The sequence below is a fragment of the Kitasatospora sp. NPDC041988 genome (genome assembly GCF_055588525.1).
Window position 1 is genome coordinate 164,612 of the sequence record NZ_JBVJCO010000008.1, and the last position, 26,852, is coordinate 191,463.

16 protein-coding genes, 2 tRNA genes and 2 pseudogenes are annotated in these 26,852 nt (G+C 73.0%); 10 read left to right on the top strand and 10 right to left on the bottom strand.

From position 1 onward, the window contains the following. Positions 1-350 precede the first annotated feature (350 nt). Positions 351-959: a signal peptidase I gene (gene lepB, locus ACZ6NC_RS11165; RefSeq protein ID WP_465731257.1), complete on the top strand. Its 609-nt coding sequence runs from the start codon at positions 351-353 to the stop codon at positions 957-959. On the opposite strand, the gene ACZ6NC_RS11170 is transcribed toward lepB, so the two are convergent. From ACZ6NC_RS11170 to ACZ6NC_RS11180, 3 genes are all read right to left on the bottom strand, one after another. Continuing rightward, on the bottom strand, positions 922-2,091 hold the full coding sequence (locus tag ACZ6NC_RS11170) for an EamA family transporter (protein WP_465731258.1): 1,170 nt from the start codon (positions 2,089-2,091) through the stop codon (positions 922-924). The two genes, lepB and ACZ6NC_RS11170, sit on opposite strands and share 38 nt — an antisense overlap. A 164-nt stretch (positions 2,092-2,255) precedes the next feature. After that, positions 2,256-4,724 (bottom strand): transglycosylase domain-containing protein, encoded by a 2,469-nt coding sequence (locus ACZ6NC_RS11175; RefSeq protein ID WP_465731260.1) that lies wholly within the window; start codon positions 4,722-4,724, stop codon positions 2,256-2,258. Between the two features lie 254 nt (positions 4,725-4,978). Then, positions 4,979-5,052: transfer RNA gene (locus ACZ6NC_RS11180), tRNA-Lys, on the bottom strand. Positions 5,053-5,403: 351 nt separating this feature from the next. Here ACZ6NC_RS11180 and ACZ6NC_RS11185 point away from each other — a divergent pair. Next, complete coding sequence (locus ACZ6NC_RS11185; RefSeq protein WP_465731262.1) at positions 5,404-6,333, top strand: alpha/beta fold hydrolase; 930 nt, start codon at positions 5,404-5,406, stop codon at positions 6,331-6,333. Between the two features lie 135 nt (positions 6,334-6,468). Here the strand turns inward: ACZ6NC_RS11185 and ACZ6NC_RS11190 are convergent, their stop codons facing one another. The 5 genes from ACZ6NC_RS11190 to ACZ6NC_RS11210 form a co-directional block, all read right to left on the bottom strand. Then, positions 6,469-7,149: a GOLPH3/VPS74 family protein gene (locus ACZ6NC_RS11190; RefSeq protein ID WP_465731264.1), complete on the bottom strand. Its 681-nt coding sequence runs from the start codon at positions 7,147-7,149 to the stop codon at positions 6,469-6,471. Between the two features lie 114 nt (positions 7,150-7,263). Beyond that, a tRNA-Lys gene (locus ACZ6NC_RS11195) sits at positions 7,264-7,337 on the bottom strand. A gap of 223 nt (positions 7,338-7,560) precedes the next feature. Further along, a complete protein-coding gene (locus tag ACZ6NC_RS11200; protein WP_465731266.1) occupies positions 7,561-9,747 on the bottom strand; it encodes an ABC transporter ATP-binding protein in 2,187 nt (728 codons plus the stop codon). After that, a complete protein-coding gene (locus ACZ6NC_RS11205) occupies positions 9,744-10,712 on the bottom strand; it encodes an ABC transporter permease (RefSeq protein ID WP_465731268.1) in 969 nt (322 codons plus the stop codon). The genes ACZ6NC_RS11200 and ACZ6NC_RS11205 overlap by 4 nt, the downstream gene beginning before the upstream one ends. 16 nt (positions 10,713-10,728) lie before the next feature. Then, complete coding sequence (locus ACZ6NC_RS11210) at positions 10,729-11,712, bottom strand: ABC transporter permease (RefSeq protein WP_465731270.1); 984 nt, start codon at positions 11,710-11,712, stop codon at positions 10,729-10,731. A 315-nt stretch (positions 11,713-12,027) separates the two neighbouring features. Between ACZ6NC_RS11210 and ACZ6NC_RS11215 the strand changes: the two genes are divergently transcribed. Together ACZ6NC_RS11215 and ACZ6NC_RS11220 are read left to right on the top strand one after the other, a co-directional pair. Next, positions 12,028-13,734: an ABC transporter family substrate-binding protein gene (locus ACZ6NC_RS11215; protein ID WP_465731272.1), complete on the top strand. Its 1,707-nt coding sequence runs from the start codon at positions 12,028-12,030 to the stop codon at positions 13,732-13,734. A 541-nt stretch (positions 13,735-14,275) separates the two neighbouring features. Further along, on the top strand, positions 14,276-15,484 hold the full coding sequence (locus ACZ6NC_RS11220; RefSeq protein WP_465731274.1) for a low temperature requirement protein A: 1,209 nt from the start codon (positions 14,276-14,278) through the stop codon (positions 15,482-15,484). 110 nt (positions 15,485-15,594) lie between these two features. On the opposite strand, the pseudogene ACZ6NC_RS11225 reads toward ACZ6NC_RS11220, so the two are convergent. Further along, positions 15,595-16,596 (bottom strand): annotated as a pseudogene (locus tag ACZ6NC_RS11225) (LysR family transcriptional regulator); the annotation flags it as partial. A gap of 188 nt (positions 16,597-16,784) precedes the next feature. Here ACZ6NC_RS11225 and snpA (ACZ6NC_RS11230) point away from each other — a divergent pair. The 5 genes and pseudogenes from snpA (ACZ6NC_RS11230) to ACZ6NC_RS11250 all read left to right on the top strand — a co-directional run bounded on the left by snpA (ACZ6NC_RS11230) (position 16,785) and on the right by ACZ6NC_RS11250 (position 21,620). Then, on the top strand, positions 16,785-17,447 hold the full coding sequence (gene snpA / locus ACZ6NC_RS11230) for a snapalysin (RefSeq protein WP_465731276.1): 663 nt from the start codon (positions 16,785-16,787) through the stop codon (positions 17,445-17,447). 155 nt (positions 17,448-17,602) lie between these two features. Continuing rightward, entirely contained in the window at positions 17,603-18,229 is a 627-nt protein-coding gene (gene snpA, locus ACZ6NC_RS11235; RefSeq protein ID WP_465731367.1) for a snapalysin, read from the top strand. Between the two features lie 115 nt (positions 18,230-18,344). Continuing rightward, complete coding sequence (locus tag ACZ6NC_RS11240; protein ID WP_465731278.1) at positions 18,345-19,001, top strand: pentapeptide repeat-containing protein; 657 nt, start codon at positions 18,345-18,347, stop codon at positions 18,999-19,001. A gap of 166 nt (positions 19,002-19,167) precedes the next feature. After that, positions 19,168-21,240, top strand: a pseudogene (locus tag ACZ6NC_RS11245) (phosphocholine-specific phospholipase C). A 113-nt stretch (positions 21,241-21,353) separates the two neighbouring features. Further along, positions 21,354-21,620 carry a hypothetical protein gene (locus tag ACZ6NC_RS11250; protein ID WP_465731280.1) on the top strand — a complete coding sequence of 89 codons (267 nt, stop codon included), beginning with the start codon at positions 21,354-21,356 and terminating at the stop codon, positions 21,618-21,620. Between the two features lie 111 nt (positions 21,621-21,731). Here ACZ6NC_RS11250 and ACZ6NC_RS11255 read toward each other — a convergent pair whose 3' ends face one another. Further along, entirely contained in the window at positions 21,732-24,950 is a 3,219-nt protein-coding gene (locus tag ACZ6NC_RS11255; RefSeq protein ID WP_465731282.1) for a S41 family peptidase, read from the bottom strand. A 224-nt stretch (positions 24,951-25,174) separates the two neighbouring features. Here ACZ6NC_RS11255 and ACZ6NC_RS11260 point away from each other — a divergent pair, with 224 nt between their 5' ends. After that, a complete protein-coding gene (locus ACZ6NC_RS11260) occupies positions 25,175-26,851 on the top strand; it encodes a chitinase (protein ID WP_465731284.1) in 1,677 nt (558 codons plus the stop codon). The last annotated feature ends 1 nt before the right edge of the window (position 26,852 follow it).

Genomic DNA, 26,852 nt, shown 5'->3' on the forward strand with positions numbered 1-26,852 from the left:
CGCCCGGGGCGTGATGTCTGCCGCGGGTAAATGCCCGATTTCGCGTGGCTTCGTGGGTGGCGTAGCGTGCAGGTTCCCCCAGCCGGAGAGGTGGAGCAGCGACGATGGCGGTGAACCTGCCCGATACGCACGGCGATGCCGGGACCGGTCAGGCCCAGGCCGCCGGCGCCGGACACAGTGATCCCGGCGCTCCCGGTGCACCCGTCGGCGGCCGTGCCGCGGCGCGGCGGGCGCGCAGCCGGAAGGCGGGCAAGGGCTCGAAATCACCGAACGGCCCGAAGCCGGCGAGAGGGTCGAAGGCGCGGCGGGCGGGGCGTCGTCAGCGGCCGTGGTGGGTGGAGATCCCCGCGATGGCGGCGGTCGGGCTGGTGGTCGCGCTGCTGATCAAGACCTGCCTGTTCCAGGTGTTCACCATCCCGTCCGGGTCGATGGAGAACACGCTGCGGATCGGCGACCGGGTCGGCGTGAACAAGCTCGCCCCGCTCACCGGATGGGAGCCGAAGCCGGGCGAGCCGGTCGTGTTCAAGGACCCGGGGGACTGGCTGCCGCCGCAGCCGACCGACGGCAACCCGGTCTCGCGGGCGGTGGGCTCGGCGCTCAGCTTCGTCGGCCTGGTTCCGCCGAAGGACGACAACTACCTGGTCAAGCGGGTCATCGCGACGGGCGGCCAGACCGTGCAGTGTTCGGGCACCACGCTGACCGTCAACGGAACCAAGGTGGACGAGCCGTACCTCCACCCCGGGGACGACTCCTGCGCGGGGCTGGACTTCGGCCCGGTGACGGTGCCCCAGGGCTACGTCTGGGTGGAGGGCGATCACCGGAGCGACTCCGCCGACTCGCGCTACCACCAGCGCGGCCCGGGCGGCGGCGCCGTGCCGGTGGACAACGTGGTCGGGCCGGTCTCGGCCGTGGTGTGGCCGCTCAATCACCTCGACTGGTTCGGCTGGGTCGGCCACTGACCCCAGGTTCGGCGGCGGGCCGGTCCTCGACGCCCTGCTCTCCGATGCCCTGCTCGGCGGCCGCACGCGCGAGCCGGTCGCCCAGCGCGGTCGCACCCGCCGCTCCGGCAGCTCCGGCCGCTGCTGCACCCGCTGCTGAACCCGTCACGGCACTCGCCGCCGCGCCGGTGTCCGGCACCTCCCTGCCCACCTCCGCAGCCGTGGTGGCGGGCTTGCCCGTCTGGGCCGCGAAGGCGCCGGCCAGGACGAGCAGGCCGCCGGCCATCTGCGGCGCGCCCAGGTGCTCGCCGAGCAGGATCCAGGCCAGGACGGTGGCGACGACCGCCTCCAGGTTGGCCACCACCCCGGCGACCGGGGGCGACAGGTGCTGGACGGCGATCACACCGGTCAGATAGGCGAGCACGGTCGCGATGAGGATCATCCAGGCGGCCGGGATCAGTGCGGGCAGCGAGTGCCCGTTCATGACGACGTTCCCGCCGAGCAGGCCCCAGTCGGCGTTCCACGGGCTGGTGAACGCGGTGAGCACGACGGCGCCGATCAGCAGGCCGAACGCGCTGAGGGCGAGCGGGTCGACCGGGCGGTCGCCCCGGCTTCCGGCGTCGGCCAGGACGAAGTAGCCGACCTGGCAGCAGGCCGCCCCGAGGGCGAACAGGACGCCCAGGGCGTCGAAGCTCAGGCCGTTCCAGACCTCCACGACGCAGGCGAGTCCGGCCACGGCGACGCCGGCGCCGATGGCCGAGCCCCGGCTGATCGGCTTGCGCTGGACGAACTTCACGTAGCCGATGAGCAGCGGCGGCCCGAGGTACTCGATGAGCAGCGCGACGCCGACCGGGATCCGGGAGATGGCCGCGAAGTAGCAGGCCTGGACGCCGGCCACGGCGAGCAGGCCGAAGCCGAGCAGCACGCCGGGCCGCCGGAGCACGGCGTCGCGGTGGCGGTAGGCGAGCGGGAGCAGGACCACGGCGGCGCCGGTCACTCGGAGCCAGACCACGTGCAGCGGCGAGAGGCCGGCCTCGATCAGTGGCTTGGCGGCTGTGCCGGAGCCCCCGAAGGAGAAGGCGGAGACCAGGGCGAGGGTGAGACCGAGGGTTCTGCCCGAGGATCGGCCGAGCAGGGGCTTTGAGCTGTACACCGACGCATTGTGACAGTCATGCCATCGGATCGGTAAGGCGCCATTCCGGCATTTGGTCCTGCCTCCAACTGTGCGCAATGGCAGATTTACGGACAACTGCCCACCACCGCGCCGCGGGCGGCCGGGCACCCGCCCAGCCGCCCGACCGGCGCCCCGCCCGTCGGCTACTGCCCCGACCCCGCCAGCGCGCCCGTTCCGGCGCCCGAACCCGACCCGCCCGTGCCGCCCGACGGCTGGGGCGCGGTGGTCGGGCCGGTGGTCGGCGCGGTGGTCGGGCCGGTCGTTGGCGTCGGCGTCCTGGTGGGCCTGCCGGTCGGCTGGGTGGTCGGCTGAGTGGTCGGCTGGGAGGTGGGCGGGGAGGTCGGCTGCTGGGTGGGCGCGGTGGTCGCCCCGCCGCCGGGTCGCGAGCCGCCCTGCCCGCCGGACGCCCCCGAGGAGCCGGACGACCCCGGGCCGCTCGGCGAGGCGCCGGCGCCCGCGCCGCCATCCGGCGAGGCCGGGGTGGAGGCCGCCCCGGACGGGGTCGAGGAGCTGTCCGAACCGCCCGACGGCGTGTCGCTGCCACCGAACGAGGAGTCGTTCCTGTCCGAGGGCGAAGGGAAGTCCGTGACCGGCCGGCCCTTCAGCGCGGCCTTCATGTAGCTGGTCCAGATCTGCGCGGGGTACTGACCGCCCGCCGCGCCGTCGATCCCGCCGGTACCGCTGAGGCTGACCTGGGCGCCGCTGGCCGGGTCCTGGCCGAACAGGGCGACCGAGGTCACCAGCTCGGGGGTGTACCCGACGAACCAGACCGACTTCTGGTCGTCGGTCGTGCCGGTCTTGCCGGCCGCCGGGCGGCCGAGGGACTTGGCACGCCAGCCGGTGCCGCCCGGGTCGCTCACCACGCCCTGCAGCATGGACGTCACCTCGCGAGCGGTCTCCTCGCTGACGGCCTGGGTGGTCTTGTGGGCCGGCAGCTGGAGCGCCTCGCCCTCGCGGTCCACCGACTGCACCAGCCAGGGGGTGATCTGCTTGCCGCCGTTGTCCAGCGTGGCGTACACGCCGGCCATGTCGAGCACGCTCGGGGTGGCGGCGCCGAGCGGGATGGACGGCACCGGTTCGAGGCCGGGGGTGCTGCTGGGCAGGCCGAGCGCGATGCCGGTGTCCCGCACCTTCTGCAGCCCGGTGTCCTGGGCGAGCTGGGCGAACACCGAGTTCACCGACCAGTCGGTGGCCTGCTGGAGGGTGATCTGGCCGTAGCTCTTGTCGCCCTCGTTCGGCGGCGCGTAGGGGGTGCCCTTCCCGCCGCGGACCTTGCGGCCGCTGGTGCCGTCGTAGACGGTGCGCGGGGTGACGGTCTGGCCGGACTGGGTCCTGGCCTCGTTCTCCAGGGCCGCCGCCAGCGCGATCGCCTTGAACGTGGAGCCGGCCTGGTAGTCCCGCCGGGTCGCGTTGTCGATGTAGTGCTTGGTGTAGTCGACCCCGCCGTAGAGGGCGACCACGGCACCGGTCTTCGGGTCCACGGAGACGGCGCCGGCCTGGGCGGCCGCGTCCTTCTTCCGCTTGTCCGGGTTGAGGGTGTCGTGCAGCTGCGCCTGGACGGAGTCCTGGAGGTCCTGCTGGCGCGCCGGGTCGATGCTCAGCTTGACGGTGTAGCCGCCCTTGGCCAGCTCGGACTCGCCGATGATCTGGTTGCTGGTGAGGTACTCGGTCGCCGCGTTGACCAGGTAGCCGGCCTGGCCGGAGAGGCCGAGCTGGGCCTGCGGGTCCCTGACCTCGGGGAAGGTGGTGGCGGCCCGCTCCTCGGCGGAGAGCCAGCCCTCCTTCACCATGCCGTCCAGGACGTAGTTCCAGCGGTTCACCGCGTTCTGCTTGCCCGCCGGGGTCGCGGTGGCGACGTCGTACGCGCTCGGTGCGTTCAGCAGGGCGGCCAGGTAGGCGCCCTGGGCGGGGTTGAGCGCGGACGCGTCGACGCCGAAGTACTGCTGGGCGGCGGCCTGGATGCCGTAGGCGCCGCGTCCGTAGTAGGAGGTGTTGAGGTAGCCGGAGAGGACGTCGTCCTTGGACTGGGTGGCATCCACCTTGATCGCTATGAAGAGCTCCTTCACCTTGCGGGTGATGGACTGCCTCTGGCTCAGGTAGGTGTTCTTCACGTACTGCTGGGTGATCGTGGAACCGCCCTGGGTGCCCTCGCCCTTGGCGGTGTTGACGGCGGCGCGGACCAGACCGGGCACGTTGACGGCGCCCTCGTGGTAGAAGTTGCGGTCCTCGGCGGCCAGTGCGGCGTGCTGGGCGGCGGGGGAGACCTTGTCGAGGGGGACGTTCTGCCGGTTGGTCTGGCCGGTCCGGGCGATCACCGAGCCGTCCTGGTAGAGCCAGGTGTTGCTCTGGGCGGTCGCGGCGGCGTGCGCGTCCGGCACCTTCACCAGGGTGATGCCCAGGGCGAAGAAGCCGACGCCGAGCAGCAGGGCGGCGGTGAAGCCGAGCAGGGTGAGCCGCCAGGTCGGGATGAGCCGACGCCAGCCGGTGCGCCTCGGGCGGCGGGCCTTCTTGCCTCCGCCGTTCCTGCCGCCGCTCGTGCCGCTCGCGCCGTCGGCGGGGCGCTGCGACGACCGCTTCAGGCTCTTCACCGGGCGGAGACGGACGGTCGGCATGCGGCAGCCGCTCTGGGCGTTTCGGGACAAAGCGGCGGCCTTTCCTGCGGGCGGACCGTGCCGGCCTGCACGGCGTGGGACATCGGGGGTCGGGGACCTTTGTCCCGTTTCCGGTTTACAGCCCAAAACGCGTCGAACGGGTCGGCTGGCTCCACCGGAGCGGCAAGCGAGACCGACATCACACACAAAACGGACGTCGATGGGCAAAAAAATCGGAGAGCCCCTCGCTGCTGCGAGAGGCTCCCCAATGTCTGTGCGCCGCCAGGGACTCGAACCCCGGACCCGCTGATTAAGAGTCAGCTGCTCTAACCAACTGAGCTAGCGGCGCCTGCTGACTCGGAAAACAATACACGGTCCGCAGGGGTGCCTCGCACCGCCGGGGGCGGCCGAGTGTCCATTGCCGAATCCAGGTGTCCGTTTCCGCCCGGTTGGGAGGGACTTTTCTGCCGGTTAGGGTGGAAACGTGTCCAGCCTCCGCCCCGGCCGCCGGAACGCTCGGCTCGTCGTCTCCGCTCTGCTGCCGCGAGCCTCGCCCGGGCCGACGACGAACGAACCGACCACGAATGGGCCGGCCATGAACAGGCTTACCGGGAGCCGGTGGGGAAAGAACGGGACAAGAGCGGGGCAGGAACGAGTGGGAGACCGGGCGAGAAGCCCGCAGAGAAGGGGTGGAGCCGCGATGACCAGGCCCGGGGCCGGTGCGGGGGCGGGGGCAGGACCGCGAGCGGGGGCGGGAACCGTGGCCGGCGCGGGCTCGGCGGCGATGTTCCTGCGGATCGACGGCACGCCCCTGCACGTCCGTACCGAGGGCAGCGGCCCGGTCTGCCTGCTCACGGGCGGGCTCGGCAGCAGCTGGTTCGACTGGGATCTGGTCGTCCCCTTCCTCACCCCCTACCGCACCGTGGTCCGCTTCGACCGTCCCGGCTACGGGCTGAGCGCGCCGGAGACCGCCACCCGGTCCGGCCCGACGCTGGTGGGCGAGGCGGAGCGCATCCGGGGCGTGCTGGACGCGCTCGGGCTGCGCGAGCCGTGCACGGTGGCGGGCCACTCGCTGGCGGGGTTCCATGCGGAGGCCTTCGCCCGGCTCCACCCCGAGCGGACGGCCGGGCTGGTCCTGCTGGACGGCAGCGTCGAACCAGACCCGCGTCCGCTGCCGGCGCCGGGGCTGCGCGACCTGGCGGCCCGTACGGTCGCGGGCGCGGCCACGGCGGTCGCGATGCCCTACCTGTTCGGGCCCACCACGCGGCGGCTGGTCGCCCGGGCGTGCACGGTCCGTCGCGAGGACCTCGCCCCGGCACCGCTGGTCCGGCACTGCTACCGGACCGGGCGGGCCCTGCGAGCCCTGCTCCGGGAGAACGCGGCCTACCTGGACCTGGCCGCCGCGCTGGCCGAACTGCGCGGCACCGCGCCGCTGGCGGACGAGCTGCCGGTCACCGTCCTCGCCGCCGACGACGGGTGCCGGACCCGTCGCACCCAGGAGTGGCTGGGCAGCCAGCGGGACCTCGCCGCGCTGCTCGGGGCCGACTTCCGCACCACCGCGCCGGCCGGTCACCTGATGATGTTCGACCGCCCGGACGCGGTGGCCTCGGCGATCCTCGACACCTGTTGAGGCCGGCTGCCCAGCGAGGCGCCGGCCGTCCCGCCCCTCCAGGGCACAGCCTGCCCGGCCCTCAGAGGCGCAGCCTGCCCGGCGCTCCAGGGCGCAAACCCGCCCCGCCCGCGTCCATTCCGGGGGCAGCCCGGCTCAGCTCGCGCTGTCCGCAGCGGAGTCCGAGTTGATGACCCGCCGGACCGCCCGGGCGATCGGCAGTTCCTTGGTGAGCCGCTGTACGGCCCGCCGGGTCGGGGCACCCGCCGACCCCGGGTAGAGCCGGCGCTCCAGTCGCGCCGCACCGATCAGCCCGGCCAGCTGCCGGTCCCGCTCGGCCGCCGGCGATGCATCGGCCGAGGGCGAGGGCGGTGCATCGCCCTCCCGCGCGAGCGTGGCGGCCACCCGTGCGGCGATCTCCTGCCCCACACCCGGCCGCGTTGCCGCATGGCGTCGGTAGGGCAGGCCGAGGAAGCGGCGTGTCTCCACCACGAGCAGGCCGTCGGAGGTCAGCCGGTCGAGGAAGGGGGTCAGTCCTGGCTTGCGCGGGATCCGGCGTAGCACGAGGTCCAGGCCGAGCTGCTGATTGCGCTTGCCCGCCTTCTCCAACCGGGCGAGCACGCCGGCCGCGACCTCGTCATGCGCGCCCAGCGGCTGGAACCCGGTGATCCGCCGCCCCTCGACGGTGATCGCGCCGGTCACCAGCAGCTCTGCGACGGCGCCGCCCGCGATCACCCGGTGGAAGGTGGAGTACGGGATGCGCAGTCGGCCGCGCACCGGATCGGCGCAGAGCAGCAACAGCTCCTCGGGGATCGAGCGGGCGTTCAGCGGAGCCACGGACGGGCACCTCCAACGGTGGGGCGGCCAGTGACGCCGCGTACCCCTGGAACCTACCCGCCCGGAAACGCCTCAGGCCGCCCACCGGAGTGGACGGCCTGAGACCTTGCCATGTGCGCCGCCAGGGACTCGAACCCCGGACCCGCTGATTAAGAGTCAGCTGCTCTAACCAACTGAGCTAGCGGCGCCTGCTGACCTGGAGAACATTACACGGGGTCGGCCCGATCCGCCGAATCGCCACCGGCCGGATACGTTCCGTGATCGATCCGTCGGGCTGGTGGGGCACACCGGATCGCGACCCGCCGGCGCACCGGCCACAGCTGCAGCCGCGGCCGCAGCTCGCGGAGCAGGAAGTCGGCCGGTCCGACTTCCTGCTCCCCATTGCTCTCGGCCCCGGTTGCCGAGGGTCCGCTACTCCGGGAAGTGGCAGGCCGCCCGGTGGTCCACGTCCGGCGCGGGGCCGGTCGGCGGCGGGGCCTCGGTCTCGCAGCGGGTGCGTGCCCCGGCGTCGAGCCCGGCGTAGACGGGGCAGCGGGTGCGGAACGGGCAGCCGGTGCGCCGCGCGGTGGGCGAGGGCGGGTCGCCGGGCAGCAGGATGCGGGTGCGGGCCCGTTCGGCGGCCGGGTCCGGGAGTGGGACGGCGGAGAGCAGTGCGCGGGTGTAGGGGTGGCGGGGGTGGTCGAAGACGGTGGAGACCTCGCCCTGTTCGACGGTCCGCCCGAGGTACATCACGCTGACCCGGTCGGCGAGGTGCCGGATCACCGAGAGGTCGTGCGAGACGAAGAGGTAGGAGAGGCCCAGCTCCGCCTTGAGGGACTGGAGCAGGTTGAGCACACCGGCCTGGATGGAGACGTCCAGCGCGGAGACCGGTTCGTCGAGGACCAGCAGCTTGGGCCGGACGGCCAGCGCGCGGGCGATCGAGATCCGCTGTCGCTGCCCGCCGGAGAACTGGTGCGGATACCGGACGGCGTGCGCCGGGTCGAGGCCGACCTGCCGCAGCAGTTCGGGCACCCGGCGGGCGATCTCCTCGCGGGCGGCGCGCTGGGCGCGCAGTGGTTCGGCGACGATGTCGCCGACCGGCATCCGCGGGTCGAGGCTGGCCATCGGGTCCTGGAAGACGATCTGCAGCTCGGCCCGGAGGCGGTGGGCGTCGGCGCGGGAAAGCTCGGCGGTGTTCTGCCCGAGCAGTTCGATCCGGCCGGACTCGGGGGCGGCTAGCCGCAGCAGCTCGAACAGCGTCGTGGACTTGCCGGAGCCGGACTCGCCGACCAGGCCGAGGGTCTCGCCCTGCCGGATGTCCAGCTCGACGCCGTCCACGGCGTAGACCTCGCCGATCCGGCGCTTGAAGACGGTGCCCTTGAGCAGTGGGAACGTCTTGGTGAGGCCGGTGACGGAGAGCACCGGCGAGCGCTCCTCCCGGGCGGCGTCCACGCCGACAGCGCCCCCGGCCGAAGCCGGCGGGACCACCGGCACCGGGTATACCTCGGCCGGCGCCGGCCGCCGCTCGGCCAGCTCCCCGGCCCGGACGCATGCCGCCAGATGGTCGCCGGGGCTCCCGCTCCCGGGGCCCCCGACCTCGGAGCCCCCGCTCCGGGAGCCCGCACCCCCGGAGCCCGTCCCCCCGGAGCCCTCGTCGGGTCCGCCCCCGCCCACGAGCCCGGGCTCCGCCGTCCGGCACCGGTCCTCGACCAGCGGGCAGCGGGCGGCGAACGGGCAGCCGGGCGGCAGCTCGGCCATCGGCGCGGGCGTGCCGGGAATCGGGACGAGCGGCCCGCCGCGGGCGTCCAGCCGTGGCACCGCGCCGATCAGCCCGAGCGTGTACGGGTGGCGGGGTGCGGCGAACAGCTCGTCCACGCCGGCCGTCTCCACCACCCGGCCCGCGTACATCACGGCGACCCGGTCGGCCATCCCGGCGATGACGCCGAGGTCGTGGCTGACCAGGACGAGCGCGGCACCGGTCTCCCGCTGGGCGGTGCGCAGCACGTCGAGCACCTGGGCCTGGATGGTGACGTCCAGCGCGGTGGTGGGCTCGTCGGCGAGCAGGATGTCGGGGTCGTTGGCGATGGCCATGGCGATCATCGCGCGCTGGCGCATGCCGCCAGAGAACTCGTGCGGGAAGCTGTCCAGCGCGCGGTCGGGTGCCGGGATACCGACCAGGTCGAGCAGTTCGGCGGCCCGCTTGCGCGCGGCCGGCTTGTCGAGGCGCTGGTGGATCCGCAGGGCCTCGACGATCTGGTCGCCGATCCGGTAGACGGGGGTGAAGGCGGAGAGCGGGTCCTGGAAGACCATGGCGACCCGGCGGCCGCGGAGGGCGGCGAGTTCGCGGCCGGGCAGGCCGATCAGCTCCTTGCCGTCCAGCCGGACCGAGCCGTGGACGCTGGCCGTGCCGGGCAGCAGGCCGAGTACGGCCAGCGCGGTGACGGACTTGCCGGAGCCGGACTCGCCGACGATGCCCAGGGTCTCGCCGCGCCGCAGGGTGAGCTCGACGCCGCGGACGGCGGGGACGGCGGTGCCGCGCGGCCCGGCGAAGTCGACCCGAAGGTCGCGGACGTGCAGCAGCGGGGCCGCGGGCAGCGGGGTTTCGACGGTGGTGGTCACGTGCGGTTCCGCTCTTTCCGGAAACGGGGGCGTCGACGAGGGGCCCGGGCCGCCTCGGAGGTGGGGTCGAGGGCGTCGCGCAGCCCGTCCCCGATCAGGTTGACGGCCAGCACGAAGAGCACCAGCAGCCCGGCGGCGAAGTAGAACAGCCAGGGGAAGGTCGGGGCGTCGAAGGTGCCGGCGGCGAGCAGGGTGCCGAGCGAGACGTCGGGGGCCTTCACGCCGAAGCCGAAGTAGGAGAGCGCGGTCTCGCTCATCACGGCGCCGCCGACGGCGATGGTGGCGTCGATGATGAGGAAGGAGGCGACGTTCGGCAGGATGTGCCGGGTGATGATCCGCAGCGGCCGCACGCCCATGAACTGCGCGGCCCGGACGAACTCGCGCTCCCGCAGCGAGATGGCCATCGAGCGGACCACCCGGGCGGTGATCATCCAGTTGAAGAGGGCGAGCAGCAGCACGAAGGCGAGCCAGCCGGCGCCTTTGAGCCGGGGCGAGACGATGGTGATGATCAGGAAGCTGGGGAAGACCAGCATGAGGTCCACCACGAACATCAGTACCCGGTCGGTCCAGCCGCCGAAGTAGCCGGCGCAGGCGCCGAACAGGGAGGCCAGCACGGTCGAGAAGAGCGCCACCAGCAGGCCGATGACCAGCGACTTCTGCAGGCCGCGGACGGTCTGCGCAAAGACGTCCTGGCCGACCCCGTTGGTGCCGAACCAGTGGGTGCCGGACGGGGGTTGGCGCAGCGCGTTGTAGTCCGGGGTGGCGTAGTCCCAGGGTGTGAGGTACTGGCCGCCGAAGGCGAGGGCGAACAGCAGCAGGACGATGACGGTGCCGGCGACGGCCCAGCGGGCGGCGAGCAGCCGGGCGAGGACGATCCGGCCCCGGCCGGCCACCGCGGGGGCGGGCTCGGGAACGGCGGCGGGATCGGGGGTGGGCGCGGAGGACTCCGCGACGACGGCGGTCACAGCAGGTCTCCTCCGGTCAGGACCGCACACGCGGGTCGAGGGCGGCGTGCAGGGTGTCGGCGAGGAAGCCGGAGGCGAGCACCACGACGGCGGCGAACAGGTTGACGGCGACGACCGCGTTGACGTCCTGTTCGTTGATGGACTGGATGAACCACTCGCCCATGCCGTGCCAGCCGAAGATGGTCTCGGTGAAGGCGGCGCCGGTGAAGATGCCGAGGAAGCTGTAGGCGAACATCGTCGACATCGGGATCACCGCCGTCCGCAGCCCGTGTTTGAGCAGGGCGCGGTTGCGGGTGAGGCCCTTGGCCTCGGCGGTGCGCAGGTAGTCGGAGCCGAGCACGTCGAGCATGGTGCCGCGCTGGTAGCGGCTGTAGGTGGCGAGGCCGCCGAGCGCCAGCGAGAGGGTGGGCAGCAGCAGGTGCAGCGTCCAGTCGCCGAGGTGGGTGCCGAGGCCGCCGGTCAGGCCGGGGGTCTCGTACCCGGTGAACGGGACGACCTCGTGGCCGGCGATGTCCTTGGCGGCGATGGCGCCGTTCTTGAGGAAGAGCGCCACCAGGAAGACCGGGGTGGAGAGCATCAGGAAGGAGAAGGCGGTGAGCAGCCGGTCCGATATTCGGTACTGGCGCACCGCGCTCCAGGCTCCGGCGGCGACGCCGAGGGCCATGCCGAGCAGGCTGCCGATCAGCAGCAGTCGCAGCGAGACCCAGATCCGGCGGCGGAAGTCGTCCATCACCGGGGTGTCGTGGATGGTGCGGCCGAGGTCGCCGTGGAGCAGCAGACCGCCGGCCCAGTGGCCGAAGCGTTCGACGACCGGTGTGTGGTCGTTCAGGTTGAGATCGGTGAGCTGTCGCTCGACCGAGGCGGCGGACGGCCGCGGCACCTTGGCCTCGAAGTAGGTGCGCGGCTGGAGGGCGGCGGCGGAGAGCGCGTACGCCAGGAACACGGCGGCGATCAGGAGCACCGCGTAGTAGCTGAGCCGCTTCGCCAGGTAGCGGAGCATCAGCGGCCGCCCGGGGTGGGGGCGGGGCCGACGCGTCTGGTGGGCATCGGTGGGTGGCCTTCGGTCGGTGGCCCTGTTCGAGCCGGTGGGGGAAAGGTGCAGGTCAAGAGTCTGGCACCGGTGCACGGCCGCGGCATTGCGGCAGTGTTGCGGCCTGTTTCGTTTGGATCAGATGTGAACTCCTCCCCCTGGTACTCGCCCTGATCCGCTGTTACGTTCGGTCCGCCGGCACCGACTTGGCTGCCCACGCTCAAGCCTCGCCACACCTTGCGACGCCCAACTCTCACAACCTGTCATTTCACGGGGGGAACCCTCATGGACGCTTCCAGCACACCCGCCCGCGGCTTCGGCCGGGCCGCCGCGCTCGCTCTCGCCGTGGCGCTCGCGGCCACCGCGTGCACCTCGGGCGGCGGCGGATCGGCCGACAGCGTGGCCAAGAGTCAGCCCCCCGGGCAGGGTGCGATCGACATCAACGCCAAGTCGCCGGACCAGCTGCGCGACGGTGGCGAGGTCCGGTTCCCGCTCTACCAGTGGATCACCCAGTGGAACCCGTTCCAGGTGGACGGCCGCTACGGCGACGCGGTCGACATCATGAGAGCGCTGGAGCCGAACCTCTTCACCACCGACGAGTCCGGCACGTTCAAGCCGGTCACCGACTACCTGCTGGAGGCCAAGGTCACCTCGACCTCCCCGCAGGTGATCACCTACAAGCTCAACCCGAAGGCCAAGTGGTCGGACGGGAAGCCGCTCGGCTACCTGGACTTCAAGGCGGACTGGGAGGCCAGCAACGGCAAGAAGGACGGCTACAACATCGCCGACTCCGCCGGCTACGAGCTGATCTCCGGCGTCGAGCAGGGCGCCGACGCGAGCGAGGTCAAGGTGACCTTCTCGGAGCCGTACGCGGACTGGCAGAACCTGTTCCGCCCGCTGGTCCCGGCGGCCGGGATCGGCACCGCGGACGACTTCAACAAGGGCTGGATCGACAAGATCCCGATCACGGCCGGGGCGCTGAAGATCGGCACGATGGACAAGACGGCGCAGACCATCACGCTCGTCCCGGACCAGGCGTGGTGGGGTGCGAAGGCCAAGGCGGACAAGGTCACCTTCCGGGTGATGTCGCAGTCGGCGACCACGCAGGCGTTCCTCAACAACGAGATCGACCTCGCCACGGCGGGCACCGCGACGGCGTACGGGCAGCTCAAGGACGCCAAGGACACCGTGATCCGGTCTGCCAGCCCGTGGGACGAGGTGCACCTCTCGTTCGGCGGAGGCGGTGCGCTGGCGGACCAGAAGGTGCGCCAGGCGCTCGGCAAGGCGCTGGACCGCTCCGCGCTGATCAAGATCGCCAACAACGGTGTGCCGGTGGAGTTCAAGCCGCTCGGCAACCACATCTTCATGCCCAACCAGACCGGCTACCAGGACAACTCCGGCGAGTGGGCCAAGTACGACCCGGCCGCCGCCAAGAAGGCGCTGGACGAGGCGGGTTGGAAGGAGGCCGGCAGCGGCCAGCCGCGCACCAAGGACGGCCAGCCGCTGACCCTGCACTTCGTCATCAACGACGCGACCCCGCAGGCCCAGCTCGACCTCGCCACCGCCGCCCAGGCGATGTGGCTGGCGGCGGGCGTGAAGGTCGAACTCGACAAGGTCCCGTCCAACGACTTCTTCACCAAGTACGTGAACACGGGTAAGTTCGACATCGCCAGCTGGCGCAACACCGACTCGTTCCCGCTCTCCAGTAGCCTGCTCAACTTCCGGCTGCCGCAGGGTGACAACGTCTTCGGCAACTACTCCAAGCTCGGCACGCCCGAGATCGACGAACTGCTCAAGAAGGCGGCCGGCACGATCGACCCGGTGGAGGCCGCCAAGCTCTACAACCAGGCGGACGCCAGGATCTGGGAGCTCGGCCACACCGTCGAGCTGTACCAGCGGCCGACCGTGCTGGCGGCCCGCAAGGGGCTGGCCAACTACGGTGCGTTCGGCCTGGCCGGCGCCGACTACGCCAAGGTGGGCTGGGAGAAGTAGCCGCCGCGGCCGCTTCGGCGGGCCCCGGGGTGGCGGGGGTGGCAGGGCAGGCGCTGGCGAGCAGCGCGGTGATCACGAGGCCGGTGGTACGGACACGGAAGGACGGCTCCGCCGCCCCCGTTCTCCTGCCACCGGCCTTGACCTTCCGCGATGCCCGCAGGCCACCCGTGTCGTGGGGTCCCCTCCGGACCCGCCCGCTTCCAACCGGGGAAGAATCTAGCGGGGCGATCGGGCCGCCGTGCCGTACGCCGCGGGCGCGCCCGGAAACCCGCCGAGCTGTCACCCGGTTCGCGCACTCGGGCGTCAACTCTCGCTGACGGCACGGCAAATCGGACGAAACCGACATGCGGGGGGGGGGGGGCTCCGGGTACGGCTCCCGGCACGGCCCCGGGCACCACGCCGCCGGCGGCCCCCGCAGGCTACCGGCGCCGCCCTCCCGCCGTACGGTGGCCGCGCCGGTGCGTGCGCCCGGCCCGGGCCGCTGCCAGGATGCGGCGGGACGGCGCAGCCCGCCCGTCCCGGAGCCCGGAGACCCCCGCCCATGACCAGCGAATCCGCCGCAGCCCACCGCCCGCACCCCGTCGACCGGCACCCGGTGCGCCGGATGGTCCCGCGCAGCCGGGACGAGCCGCACCGGGTCGCCACCCCGCTGGAGCTCTTCTTCGACCTCTGCTTCGTGGTCGCGGTCGGCCAGGCCGGCCGGGAGCTCGCCCACGACCTGGCCGCCGGCCACTACGGCGACGGCCTGACCGGCTACGTCTTTGCGTTCTTCGCGATCTGGTGGGCCTGGATGAACTTCACCTGGTTCGCCTCCGCGTACGACTGCGACGACGTCCCGTACCGGGTCACCACGTTGGTGCAGATCGCCGGAGTGCTGATCCTGGCGGCCGGCGTGCCGCGGATGTTCGCCGAGCAGGACCTGGGGCTCTCGGTGATCGGGTACGTGGTGATGCGCCTCGCCATGGTCACCCAGTGGCTGCGCGCGGCGGCCAGCGAGGAGGGGCAGGCGCGCGGGGTCGCGTTGCGGTACGCGGCCGGGATCACGGTCTGCCAGATCGCCTGGGTGGTGATGCTGGCGCTGCCGCACGGCGCCCGGCTGTACGTGATCCCGCTGGGCATCCTGGCCGAGCTGTCCGTGCCGGTGATCGCCGAGCTGCGCCTCCAGACCTCCTGGCACCCGCACCACATCGCCGAGCGGTACGGCCTGTTCACACTGATCGTGCTCGGCGAGACGGTGGCGGCGGCGACGGTCGCGGTGCAGTCGGCGGTGGACGAGCACGAGGGGCTGGGCCGGCTGGTGCCGGTCGCCGTCGGCGGCCTGCTGATCTGTTTCTCGGCCTGGTGGATCTACTTCGCCCGGCCGGTCCACGACCACTTGCGCTCCAACCGGCAGGCGTTCCTCTGGGGGTACGGCCACTACCTGGTGTTCGGCTCGGCGGCGGCGATCGGCGCCGGGCTGGAGGTGGCGGTGGAGTCGGCCGTGCACAAGGCCCACATCTCCGAGGCGGCGGCCACCGCGACGGTGACCGTGCCGACCGCGCTCTACCTGTTCACCGTCTGGCTGCTGCACGCCCGGCACGTCAAGACCGGGGTGGAGCAGGCGCTGCTGCCGGCCGCCTCGGTGGCGGTGCTGGCGTGTACGGCGGCCGGTGACTCCGGTGTCCTGGCAGCGGGTCTGGTGGGCGCGGCCACGGTCGCATTGGGTGTGACGCTGGACGCCCGCGCGGCCTCACCGGACCGGGCGGCCTGACCGTCCCGGCCCTCCCGGCCTGGGCGGCCCTCCCGGCCGGGGGAGGGGCGGGACCCCGGCGGCTGCCCGTCGCGGGGGTCCCCCTCGGGGGAGTGGCCGAGCAGGTGGTGCAGTGCCTGGTCCTGACGGGAGAGCCAGGCCCGGTAGGCCGGGTTGACCTGCGCGAGGTCCAGGTAGGCCGCGCGCAGCTCCCCGAACAGCGCGTCCAGCGCGGGCGGGCTGAGCGCGCGCGGCCGCCAGGTGAGCAGTAACCGGACGGCGAGCGGGTCGCCGTGCACCGGCCGGACGACCGTGCCCGGTCCGGCCGCGGAGGTCGGCTGGCAGGGGCGGACGGCCTCGCCGGAGGCGACCAGCTCGGCGGCGGTCGCGTTGTCGCGCACCTGTACCACCCGGGGGTTGAGCCCGGCCTCGGTGAACACCCGGCGCATCGCCGCGTACTCGTGGTCGGCGGTCGGGTCGACCATCCAGGTGTCCTCGGCGAGGTCGGCCAGGTGCACCACCGGACGGGCGGCGGCGGGGTGGCCTGCGGCGAGCGCGACGAACTGCGGCTCCCGGGCCATCAGGACGCGGTGCTCGGCGTCCGGCGGCACCCGCAGCGGGAAGCCCTCGCTCTCGTGCACGAAGGCGACGTCCAGCTGGTCGGCGGCGACCATCCGCAGCAGGGCGTTGGCGGAGATGTCGATGTGGATGGTGGTGTCCGTCTCCGGCAGCCGCTTGTGCACCCGGCGCAGCCAGGCCGCCACCGCCCGGCTGCCGACGCTGCCGATCCGCAGCCGGCGGGCGCGTTCGCTGCCGGCGGCCTCCCGGGCCTCCTGTCGGGCGGCGGCGACCAGTGCGGCCATCTCGGCGATCACCGGCCGGGCCCGGGACAGGACCGAGTGGCCGAGTACGGTGGGCCGGCTGCCGGTCTGCTCGCGGGTGAACAGCGCGCCGCCGACCGTCCGTTCGATGCGGTGCAGCTGGGTGGTGAGGGAGGGCTGGGTCATGCCGAGGTGCAGCGCAGCCTTGCGGAGGCTGCCGGTGTCGGCGATCGCGCACAGCACCCGAAGGTGTCTCACGTCGAGCTCCACATCGGGAGCATAACGGGCGAATGGGTGTGACGCCAGGGACATGACAGGAAGCTGGCTCGCCCCCGGACCGCCGCGACCCCCGCCTCCCGGGGGAGATTGGTCCGCGCTATCGGCGGTTGACATCATCCGCCGGGCCGCCGCCCTGACCGAAGCTCTGGGGCAGGAATTCATCCGGTGCCCCGCGGCAGGCCCCCACCGGCCGCGGCATTCGCATAATCGGAGCCCCCCACATGAACCGCATCCCGCGGACGCTTTCCGCTGCCCTCGGCCTCGCCCTGGCCGCCGGCGTCGCCACCCTGCCCACCGCCGCGACGGCCGCACCGGCCGCACCGGCCGCCGGCGCCCCCGCCGCGCAGCACTACACGGCCCCGGCCCCGGGGCAGAAGAGTGCCGGGAAGGCCGACAACCAGGCCTTCTTCGAGGCCGTGATGAAGTCGGCGCGCGCCAAGCAGGCCGCCACGCCGTACCTCAAGGCCGTCGTGGTCACCTACGACCCCAGCAACGCGCCGTCCTTCGCGTCCGAGATAGCCCGGGCCGCCCAGATCTGGAACGGCTCGGTCGGCAACGTCCGGCTGCAGGCCGGCTCCAACGCCGACTTCTCCTACTACGAGGGCGACGACCCGAGCAACGGCTCGTACGCCAGCACCGACGGCCATGGCTCCGGCTACATCTTCCTCGACTACACCCAGAACCAGGAGTACGACTCCACCCGGGTCACCGCCCACGAGACCGGGCACGTGCTCGGGCTGCCCGACCACTACTCCGGCCCGTGCAGCGAGCTGATGTCCGGCGGCGGCCCTGGCCCGTCCTGCACCAACCCGTACCCGAACTCGGCCGAGCGTCGCCGGGTCAACTCCCTCTGGCAGAACGGGCTGGCCGCCACCGCGCGCTGACCACCGCCCCGTTCGGGAAGGTCCCCGGCCATGGCCGACCGTCCGGAACGGTCGAGGACCGCTCGGGACCGTCCCACCCACCGTTCACCCGTTCACCGCGGCCCACCCCCAAAGCGGCCGCGGCACCCGCGAACAGGAGCCCCCACGTGAACCGCATGTCCCGCACGCTCTCCGCCGCCGTCGGCCTGGTGCTCGCGGCCGGCCTGGCCGCCCTGCCCACCACGGCCGTTGCCGCGCCCGCACCCGCCGCCGCGTCCGTCCAGGGCTACACCGCCGCCGCCGGCTACGCGGGATCGGCCGCCGAGGACGCCGACAACCAGGCGTTCTACGAGGCCGTGATGAAGTCGGCGCTCGCCAAGCAGGCGGCCACGCCGTACCTCAAGACCGTCGTGGTCACCTACGACGCCAGCAGCGCGCCGACCTTCCGCAACCAGATAGCCCAGAGCGCCCAGATCTGGAACGGCTCGGTCAGCAACGTCCAGCTGCGCTCCGGCTCGGCCGCCGACTTCCGCTACTACGAGGGCAACGACTCGCGCGGCTCCTACGCCAGCACCGACGGGCACGGCCGCGGCTACATCTTCCTGGACTACCAGCAGAACCGGCAGTACAACTCCACCCGGGTCACCGCCCACGAGACCGGGCACGTGCTCGGCCTGCCGGACCACTACTCCGGCCCGTGCAGCGAGCTGATGTCCGGCGGCGGCCCGGGCACCTCCTGCACCAACCCGTACCCGAACAGCACCGAGCGCAGCCGGGTCAACTCCCTCTGGTCCCGCGGCTGATCGACCGCCCCGGCGCCGGAACGGCCCGGCCGCCCACCCGGGCGGCCGGGCCCTGTCGGTGGCGCGTGCGAGCATGCGGGCGAGACCGTCCACCGATCGCGAGGTGCCACCCGTCATGCCGCTCTCCGTCCCCGACCGCCTGGCCGACCTGCCCTTCGCCCACCTGCTGACCCCGCACACCGGCGGGCTGCGCAGCGACGGGCGATACGACACCGTGCACTTCGACGGCGGCGAGTACGCCGACCAGTCGGCCGGCGGCGCCACCTTCCTGGAGTGCGCGTTCACCGGCGTCGCGCTGAGCGGGGTCAGGCTCCGCCAGGCCCGCTTCAACGAGGTCTGGGCGCAGGCCGGCCGCTGGGTGGGCTGCGACCTCAGCGAGTCCGAATGGCAGGACAGCGCGATCACCGGCGGCGTGCTGGCCGGTGTCGCCGCGCACGGCTCGGCGCTGCGCCGCACGGTCTTCCGCGGCTGCAAACTGGAGGCGGTCAACCTGCGCGCCGCCGTGCTGCGCGACGTCGTCTTCGAGGACTGCCTGCTGCGCGACGTGGACTTCGGCGAGGCCAAGCTGACCGACGTCTCCTTCCCCGGCTGCACCCTGGAGGAGGTCCGCCTGCGCGGGGCCGGGCTCAGCCGGGTCGACCTGCGCGGCGCCGTCAGCCTCGGCCTGCCCGACGGCCACCAGGGGCTGAAGGGCGCTGTCATCAGCTCCACCCAACTCCTTGAACTGGCACCCCAGTTCGCCCATGCTCTGGGCATCACCGTGAAGGACTGAGCCCGGGCGTTCAGCCGTACGTCGCTCGGTGACGGTGGGGCGAACAGTCCGCCAACCCTGACGAGGCCCTCTGGTGGGGAGGTTCGGCCGGGGTGGAGGATGCTGCGCGATCGGGGGGTCCCAACTTGTGTGCACAACATCGCCAGTGAAGGGACGGGCTGGGCTGATGGCCGAGCTGAGTCGTAGGAAGTTCGTCGCACTGTCCGGAGCTGCCGCGGCCGGTCTGGCCGTGGCCGGGACCACCGGTGCGGGCGCGGCACCGGGAGCGCCCGCCGCCGTGCCGTCGGCGGCACTGTCGCAGACCGGCACCATCGCGGACGCGCAGCACATCGTCATCCTGATGCAGGAGAACCGCAGCTTCGACCACTACTTCGGGATGCTGCGCGGCGTGCGCGGCTTCGCCGACCGCAGCGCGATCCAGATAGCCGGCGGCTACAGCGTCTTCAACCAGCCCAACGGCCTGGGCCGCCAGTACCCGTGGCAGTTCAGCGCCACCAAGCCGGCCGGCGGCGCCGACCCCGAGCGCCTGGCGCAGTGCAACGGCGACCTCGCCCACGGCTGGAGCGACCAGCACACCGCATGGAACGGCGGCAAGCTGGACTCCTGGGTCCTCGCCAAGGGCAACGTCCGCACCCTGGGCTACCTCACCCGCCAGGACATCCCGTTCCACTACGCGCTCGCCGAGAACTGGACCGTCTGCGACGCCTACTTCTGCTCCGTCCTCAGCGCCACCGGCCCCAACCGCACCTACCACTGGTCCGGCCAGATCGACCCGGACGGCAAGGCCGGCGGCCCGGCGTACGACGGCGGCGACGAGAAGGGCCTGCGCTGGCAGACCTACGCCGAGGCGCTCCAGAACGCCGGGGTGAGCTGGAAGGTCTACCAGAACGCCGCCGACAACTACGGCGACAACGCTTTGGCCTACTTCACCCAGTTCGCCAGCGCCCCGGCCGGCAGCCCGCTCGCCGTCAAGGGCATGGGCTCCGTCCCGAAGCCCACCGGCCGAACCCCGGACGACATCGTCGCCGCGATCAGGGCCGACGTGCTGAACGGCACCCTCCCGCAGGTCTCCTGGATCGTCCCCAACCAGGAGGTCTCCGAGCACCCGTACGCCACGCCGGCCGACGGCGCGCACTTCGTCCACAACGTGATCGACGCCCTCAACGCGAACCCGGACGTCTTCAACTCGACCGTCCTCTTCCTCAACTACGACGAGAACGACGGCTTCTTCGACCACGTCCCCCCGCCGGCCGCCCCGGCCGGCACCCCCGGCGAGTTCTACGGCGGCAAGAACATCGGGCTCGGCTTCCGCGTCCCGATGATCGCCATCTCGCCCTGGACCCGCGGCGGCTGGGTCGACTCCGAGGTCTTCGACCACACCTCGGTGCTGCGCTTCCTGGAGAAGTGGACGGCCGCCATCGGCAAGCCGGCCACCTGCCCGAACATCAGCGACTGGCGTCGGCGCGTCTGCGGCGACCTCACCGGCCTCTTCGACTTCGCCAACCCGGTCTACGGCCTGCCGGCGCTGCCCGACACCTCGCAGACCATCGGCCTGTCCGCCTGCGGCCCGCTGCCCAATCCTGCCCCGGTGAACAACCAGCTCCCGGTGCAGGAGTCCGGCACCCGCCCCGCGCGTGCCCTGCCGTACCAGCCCAACGCCAACCTGGACCACCTGTAGTTCGGCTCGGCCGGGGTGATGAAGGTCTGGATCAAGATGGAGAACGCCGGCGCGGCGGCGGTGAAGTCCGCGCACTTCGCCGCCTACGCCAACGCCTACCGCAGCGGCGGCCCCTGGCAGTACACCGTCGACCCGGGAACCAACACGAGCGACTTCTTCAACTGCGGCACCGGCTTCGGCAGCGGCCCGTACGACCTCTCGGTGGTCGGCCCCAACCGCTTCCTGCGCCGCTTCAAGGGCGATGCGACGAAGGCGGGCAAGAACGCGGCGGTCACCGCCTCGTACGCGGTCGAGCCGGGCACCGGCAAGCCGGCGCTCTGGTTCAAGCTCGCCAACTCCGGCACGACGCCGCTGACCTTCACCATCGCCTCGAACAACTACCGCACCGACGGCCCCTGGACGTACCAGGTGCCGGCCGGCGCCAGCGTGAGCGACTACTTCAACGTGGTCGCCTACAACAACGGCTGGTACGACTTCACCGTCACGGTGGACGCCGACACCAGCTGGTCCCAGCGGTTCACCGGCCACCTGGAGACCGGCGCGGCCAGCATCAGCGGCTGAGCCCTCCGCCACGGGCCCCGGGGCGCCGCCCCGGGGCCCGTGGCCTGGGGATGCGTTCCTCCCGTCCCGGTGTGAGAGTGGGGTCAGCCCGGTATCCGTCCGGAGGAGGAGTCATGGGCATCTTCGACAGGTTCCGCCACAAGGCGCACGGCGACGCCGAGGAGGCCAGGTCCTCCCTCGGCGGGAGCCATGAACAGGACACCACCGCGATGACGGACGCCGCCCAGCGCGCCGCCCTCGCCCACGACGAGGCCGCCGACGCGTTCGGCCCCGAGATCGAGAAGGCCCGAGAGGCGCAGGAGGCCGCCGGCCTCAGCGACCGGGAGGCCGAGGAACGGGCCCGGGAGGACATGACGGCCGAGGGCGACCCCTGGGACTGAACCATCCCGAACCTCTGTACCCCCGCCCCTGGACCTCTGGTCCTCGGGACCGGCCACGCGGTGACCCGGGGCTGACACACGAGGGGCGCGCCCGGCCGGGCGCGCCCCTCGTCACGCCCGCGGCGGCAGCGGCGGGCGCCGCAGGTCCGGGCGCGGGGTGTCGTCCGGCGGCGGGACGGCGGCCGGCGCGTCCTCCAGCAGGTCCAGCGCCAGCCGCACCGCCGTGACCAGCTCGACGTGCCGCCCCCGGGCCCAGTCCTGCGGGGTGCGCAGCACGTGCACGTCCGGCTCCGCGCCGTGGTTCTCCACCGACCAGCCGAGCCCGCCGGTGAACCAGGAGGCGTTCTTCGGCACCGAGATCTGCGTGCCGTCGCCGAGCGTGTGCCGCCCGGTCATGCCGACCACCCCGCCCCAGGTCCGGTTGCCCACCACCGGGCCCAGCCCGAGCAGCTTGATCGCGGTGATGATGACGTCCCCGTCCGAGCTGGTGGCCTCGTCGGCGAGTGCCACCACCGGCCCGCGCGGTGCGTCCCGGGGCCAGCGCACCGGCTGCCGTCCGCGACTGAAGTCCCAGGCCAGCACCCGTCGGGTGAGTTTCTCCAGCACCAGTTCGGAGACGTTGCCGCCGGCGTTGCCGCGGACGTCGAGCACCAGCGCGGGCTTGTCCAGCTCCCGGCGGAGGTCCCGGTTGAACTGCGCCCAGCCGGAGCCGCCCAAGTCCGGGATGTGCAGGTAGCCGCACCGGCCGTCGCTGAACTCCCGGACCAGGGCGCGCCGTTTGGCCACCCAGTCCTGGTAGCGGATGGGCCGCTCGTCGGTCAGCGGGGAGACGGCGATCCGGCGGACCGGGCCGTCGGGCCCGCTGCGCAGGGTGAGCTCGACGGTGGTGCCGCCGGTGCCGGCCAGCAGCGGGCCCGGGCCGCGGACCGGGTCCAGCGGGCGCCCGGCCACCGCGAGCAGTTCGTCGCCGTCGCGGACGCCGTGGACGGCGAGCGGGGCGCGGGCCCGCGGGTCGGAGGATTCGCCCGGCAGGACGCGGTCGACCAGCCAGCGTCCGTCGGCGGCGCGGTGGGCGTTGGCGCCGAGCAGCCCGAGCGGCTGCTGCGCGAGCGAGGGCCCCTCGCCGCGCCGGGACGGGGTGACGTACGCGTGCGAGGTGCCGAGTTCGCCGAGGAGTTCGCGCAGCAGGTCGGCGAAGTCGTCCGGGCCGGCCACCCGGTCCAGCAGGGGCCGGTACTGGGCGACCAGCGCGGGCCAGTCCAGCCCGCACATCCCGGCGTCCCAGAACTGGTCCCGGACGATCCGGGCCGCCTCGCCGTACGCCTGGCGCCACTCGGCGGCCGGGTGCACGGTGTGGGTGATCCGGCGCAGGTCCACGGTGGTCCCGGCGGAGGGGGCGGTGACCGGGACGATCCGCAGCGTGCCGGCCGAATAGATCGCGACCGAGCCGCCGTCGCCGGAGACGGCGTAGCCGTCCAGTTTGTCGGCCAGCGTCGTGCGGGTGCCCCGGGCCAGGTCGTAGTACTCCAGGGAGGGGCGGCCGGAGGTGTCGTCCGGGTTGGTGAAGGTCTGCCCGAGGGTGCCGGAGATCGGCCAGCGCAGCCAGAGCAGCCCGCCGCGGGCGGCGTCGGTGGCCGAGTACTTGGAGGCGATCACGGGGAACTGGAGCAGCCGTTCGCCGATGCCCTCCGGGTCGACGTGGACGGTGCCGTCGCCGCCGCCGTCGCCGCGCGGGGTGCCGTCCTCGGCGGGCGCGGCGAACGGGGACGGGGTGTCGGCGGCGAGCGGGACGAGGTAGGGGCGGCAGCCGAGCGGGAAGGAGAGGTCACCGGTGTGCACGTCGTGGACCGGGTCGAAGCCGCGCCAGGAGAGGAAGGCCAGGTAGCGGCCGTCCCGGGTGAAGACGGGCTGCTCGTCCTCGAACCGGCCGTCGGTGACCTCGGTGGTCGCCGCGGGCGCGTCGGTACGGGTGAGCCGGATCCGGCGCAGTGAGCGGCCGGTCACCGGCTGGGACCAGGCGATCCAGCGTGAGTCGGGGGAGAAGCGGGCGCCGGAGACGGGGCCGTGCTCGGAGGCGGCCAGTTCGCGGACGGCCCCGTCGGCGGTGGCGACCAGCAGCAGGCGGCCGTCGGAGGCGGCGGCGGCCAGGTGGGCGCCGTCGGGGGCGGCGGTCAGTTCCAGGACGCGGCCGAGCCGGCCGGCGGCGAGCAGCCGGTGTGCGTGGTGGCCGGGGGCCTGCTCGTGCCCGGGCAGCGGAACGATCTCGACCGCGTCCTCGCCCTGGGCGTCGGTGATCCAGCAGGCCTCGCCGGTCTGCCCGAGCACCACCGGCAGCCGGGTGCGCACGCCCGGGGTGTCGGCGAGCGCCCGGGCCGGGCCGTCGCGGTGGGTGAGCCAGTACTGGCTGCCGCGTACGGTGATCACCCCGGCGCGGCCGGTCTGGTCGCAGGCGAGGTCCTTGACGTGCGAGGCAGCGCTCACCTGGTACGGCCGGCGTCCCGCGCGGGCTCCGCCGAGCGGGACGCGCAGCCGATGCGGGGCGGGGGCGTCCAGGCTCTCCAGCAGCCAGAGGTCGCCGGCGTGCTGGTAGACGATCCGGGTGCCGTCGGTGGCGGCCTCACGGGCGTAGTAGGAGGCGTGGTCGGTGTGCCGGCGCAGGTCGGTGCCGTCGGGGCGGCAGGAGTAGAGGTTGCCGATGCCCTCGTGGTCGGAGAGGAAGGCGACCCGGTCGCCCTCGGCGGCGGTGACCGGCATCGGGGAGGCGAGGTGCCCCCGGTGGCCCTCCAGGACCTGCATGCCGTCCACCCAGAGCCGCCCGACGGCGCCGCCCCGGTAGCGCTTCCAGGCGGCGGGTTCGTGCGGCGCGGTGCCGGTGAGCAGGACGGTGTGCGCCCGGCTCATCTGGGCGTCGCCGACCGGCCCCCAGGGCATCCGGCGCCCGGGAGAGCCGTCCGCTGGCAGGGCGTGCGCCCAGGTGTAGTGGCCGAAGGGCTCGTGGAAGGAGGTGACGGCGAGCAGTTCGCCGTCCGGCAGCCAGCCGCGCAGCCGGGTGTCCTGGCTGCCCCAGTGGCTCATCCGGACGGCCTCGCCGCCGTCCACGGGGGCGGTCCAGACCTCGGGAGCCAGGGCCTGCCAGCCGGTCCAGCCGAGGGTGCGGCCGTCGGGGGAGAGGCGGGGGTGGCTGACCCGGGTGCGGTCGCAGCTGACCCGCCAGGCGCGGCCGACGGTGCCGTCCGGGTCGAGCGGCGCCACCCAGACGTCGTCCTCGGCGGTGAACGCCAGCAGGCCCCCGCGCAGGTGGGGGTAGCGGAGATAACCGGGTGACGTCACCCCTCCATGGTTCGACGGGGTGTCACGCCCGGCAACCGGACACCGTGCCGGGGCGGCCCCGAGGCGATGTCGTATCGGTCTGGACCATTGACACCGCACCGGCGGATCCACTTCAGTGGTCTAGTCCAACTAGGGTGCGCGGTCGGGCCGAACCCCCACTGGCACGACCTTCACCGTGCCCTCGGACGTCCCCCACGATCCGCGCCCCCGCAGGAGTCCCCCGCATGCGCAGAACACCCGCACCCGCCGTGCCCGTCCGCCGCCGCCCCCGCACGCTGCTCGCCGCCGGCACCGCCTCGGCCGTCGCCGCCGCCACCATGGCAGGCCTGGCCCTCGGCCTGGCGCCCACCGCCTCGGCCGGGGAGTTCCTGGCCAACGGCGGCTTCGAGAGCGGCGCCCTGGGCCCGTGGAGCTGCACCGGCGGCACTGGCAGCGTCGTCACCGGCCAGGCCCACGGCGGCAGTTACGCCCTCGCCGGGGCTGCCTCGGCGAGCGACACCGCCCAGTGCACCCAGACCGTCACGGTCGCCCCCAACACCACGTACACGTTCAGTGCCTGGGTGAAGGGCGCGTACGTCTACATCGGCGTGAACGGCGGCACCAGCACCTGGACGCCCGGCACCGGCGGCGCGTACCAGAAGCTCAGCGTCGGCTTCACCACCGGCGCCAACCAGACCAGCGCCACCGTGTACACGCACGGCTGGTACGGGCAGGGCACGTACTACGCCGACGACCTCTCGCTGGACGGCCCGGGCGCGCCCTCGCCGACCGCCTCGCCCACGGCCACCGCCTCGCCCACTGCCTCGCCCACCGCGACTGCCTCCCCCACGGCGACCGCCACCGCGACCCCGACCGACACCGCCTCGCCGACCGCGCCGCCCACCGGCGGCCACTCCCTGGTCGGCTACCTGCACGCCAGCTTCGCCAACGGCGCCGGCTACACCCGGATGGCCGACGTCCCGGACTCCTGGGACTTCATCAACCTCTCCTTCGGCGAGCCGACCTCCGTCACCTCCGGTGACATCCGGTTCAACCGCTGCCCGGCCACCGAGTGCCCGACCGTCGAGTCCGACGCCGACTTCAAGGCCGCCATCGCCGCCAAGCGGGCCAAGGGCAAGAAGGTGCTGATCTCGATCGGCGGCCAGAACGGCCAGGTCCAGCTCACCACCGCCGCCGCCCGCGACACCTTCGTCAGCTCGGTCTCCGCGATCATCGACAAGTGGGGCCTGGACGGCCTCGACATCGACTTCGAGGGCCACTCGCTGTCCCTGCAGACCGGCGACACCGACTTCAGGAACCCGACCAGCCCGGTCGTCGTCAACCTGATCTCCGCACTGAAGACGCTGAAGGCCAAGTACGGCCCGAACTTCGTCCTCACCATGGCGCCGGAGACCTTCTTCGTCCAACTCGGCTACCAGTACTACGGTTCCGGCCCCTGGGGCGGCCAGGACCCGCGCGCCGGCGCCTACCTGCCGGTGATCCACGCCCTGCGCGACGACCTCACCCTGCTGCACGTCCAGGACTACAACTCGGGCTCCATCATGGGCCTGGACAACCAGTACCACTCGATGGGCGGCGCCGACTTCCACGTCGCGATGACCGACATGCTGCTCAAGGGCTTCCCGGTGGCGGGCAACACCGCCAACATGTTCCCGGCCCTGCCGGCGAACAAGCTCGCCATCGGCATGCCGGCCACCACCAACGCGGGCAACGGCTACGTCGCCCCCGCCGAGGTCGACAAGGCCCTCGACTGCCTCACCAGGCTCACCAACTGCGGCACCTACGTCCCCAAGGCCGGCGCCCAGCCGAACCTGCGGGGCCTGATGACCTGGTCCATCAACTGGGACCAGTTCGGCGGCCGGGAGTTCTCGAAGAACTTCGACGGCTACTTCCGCCGCTGAC

Excerpts from the sequence above, each read along its gene's own strand:
- ACZ6NC_RS11220 (WP_465731274.1), top strand. The coding sequence starts at position 14,276 with ATGACCAGCGAATCCGCCGCAGCCCACCGCCCGCACCCCGTCGACCGG.
- ACZ6NC_RS11240 (WP_465731278.1), top strand. The coding sequence starts at position 18,345 with ATGCCGCTCTCCGTCCCCGACCGCCTGGCCGACCTGCCCTTCGCCCAC.
- ACZ6NC_RS11250 (WP_465731280.1), top strand. The coding sequence starts at position 21,354 with ATGGGCATCTTCGACAGGTTCCGCCACAAGGCGCACGGCGACGCCGAG.
- ACZ6NC_RS11175 (WP_465731260.1), bottom strand. The coding sequence starts at position 4,724 with ATGCCGACCGTCCGTCTCCGCCCGGTGAAGAGCCTGAAGCGGTCGTCG.
- lepB (WP_465731257.1), top strand. The coding sequence starts at position 351 with ATGGCGGCGGTCGGGCTGGTGGTCGCGCTGCTGATCAAGACCTGCCTG.
- snpA (WP_465731276.1), top strand. The coding sequence starts at position 16,785 with ATGAACCGCATCCCGCGGACGCTTTCCGCTGCCCTCGGCCTCGCCCTG.
- snpA (WP_465731367.1), top strand. The coding sequence starts at position 17,603 with ATGTCCCGCACGCTCTCCGCCGCCGTCGGCCTGGTGCTCGCGGCCGGC.
- ACZ6NC_RS11260 (WP_465731284.1), top strand. The coding sequence starts at position 25,175 with ATGCGCAGAACACCCGCACCCGCCGTGCCCGTCCGCCGCCGCCCCCGC.
- ACZ6NC_RS11210 (WP_465731270.1), bottom strand. The coding sequence starts at position 11,712 with ATGCTCCGCTACCTGGCGAAGCGGCTCAGCTACTACGCGGTGCTCCTG.
- ACZ6NC_RS11185 (WP_465731262.1), top strand. The coding sequence starts at position 5,404 with ATGACCAGGCCCGGGGCCGGTGCGGGGGCGGGGGCAGGACCGCGAGCG.
- ACZ6NC_RS11215 (WP_465731272.1), top strand. The coding sequence starts at position 12,028 with ATGGACGCTTCCAGCACACCCGCCCGCGGCTTCGGCCGGGCCGCCGCG.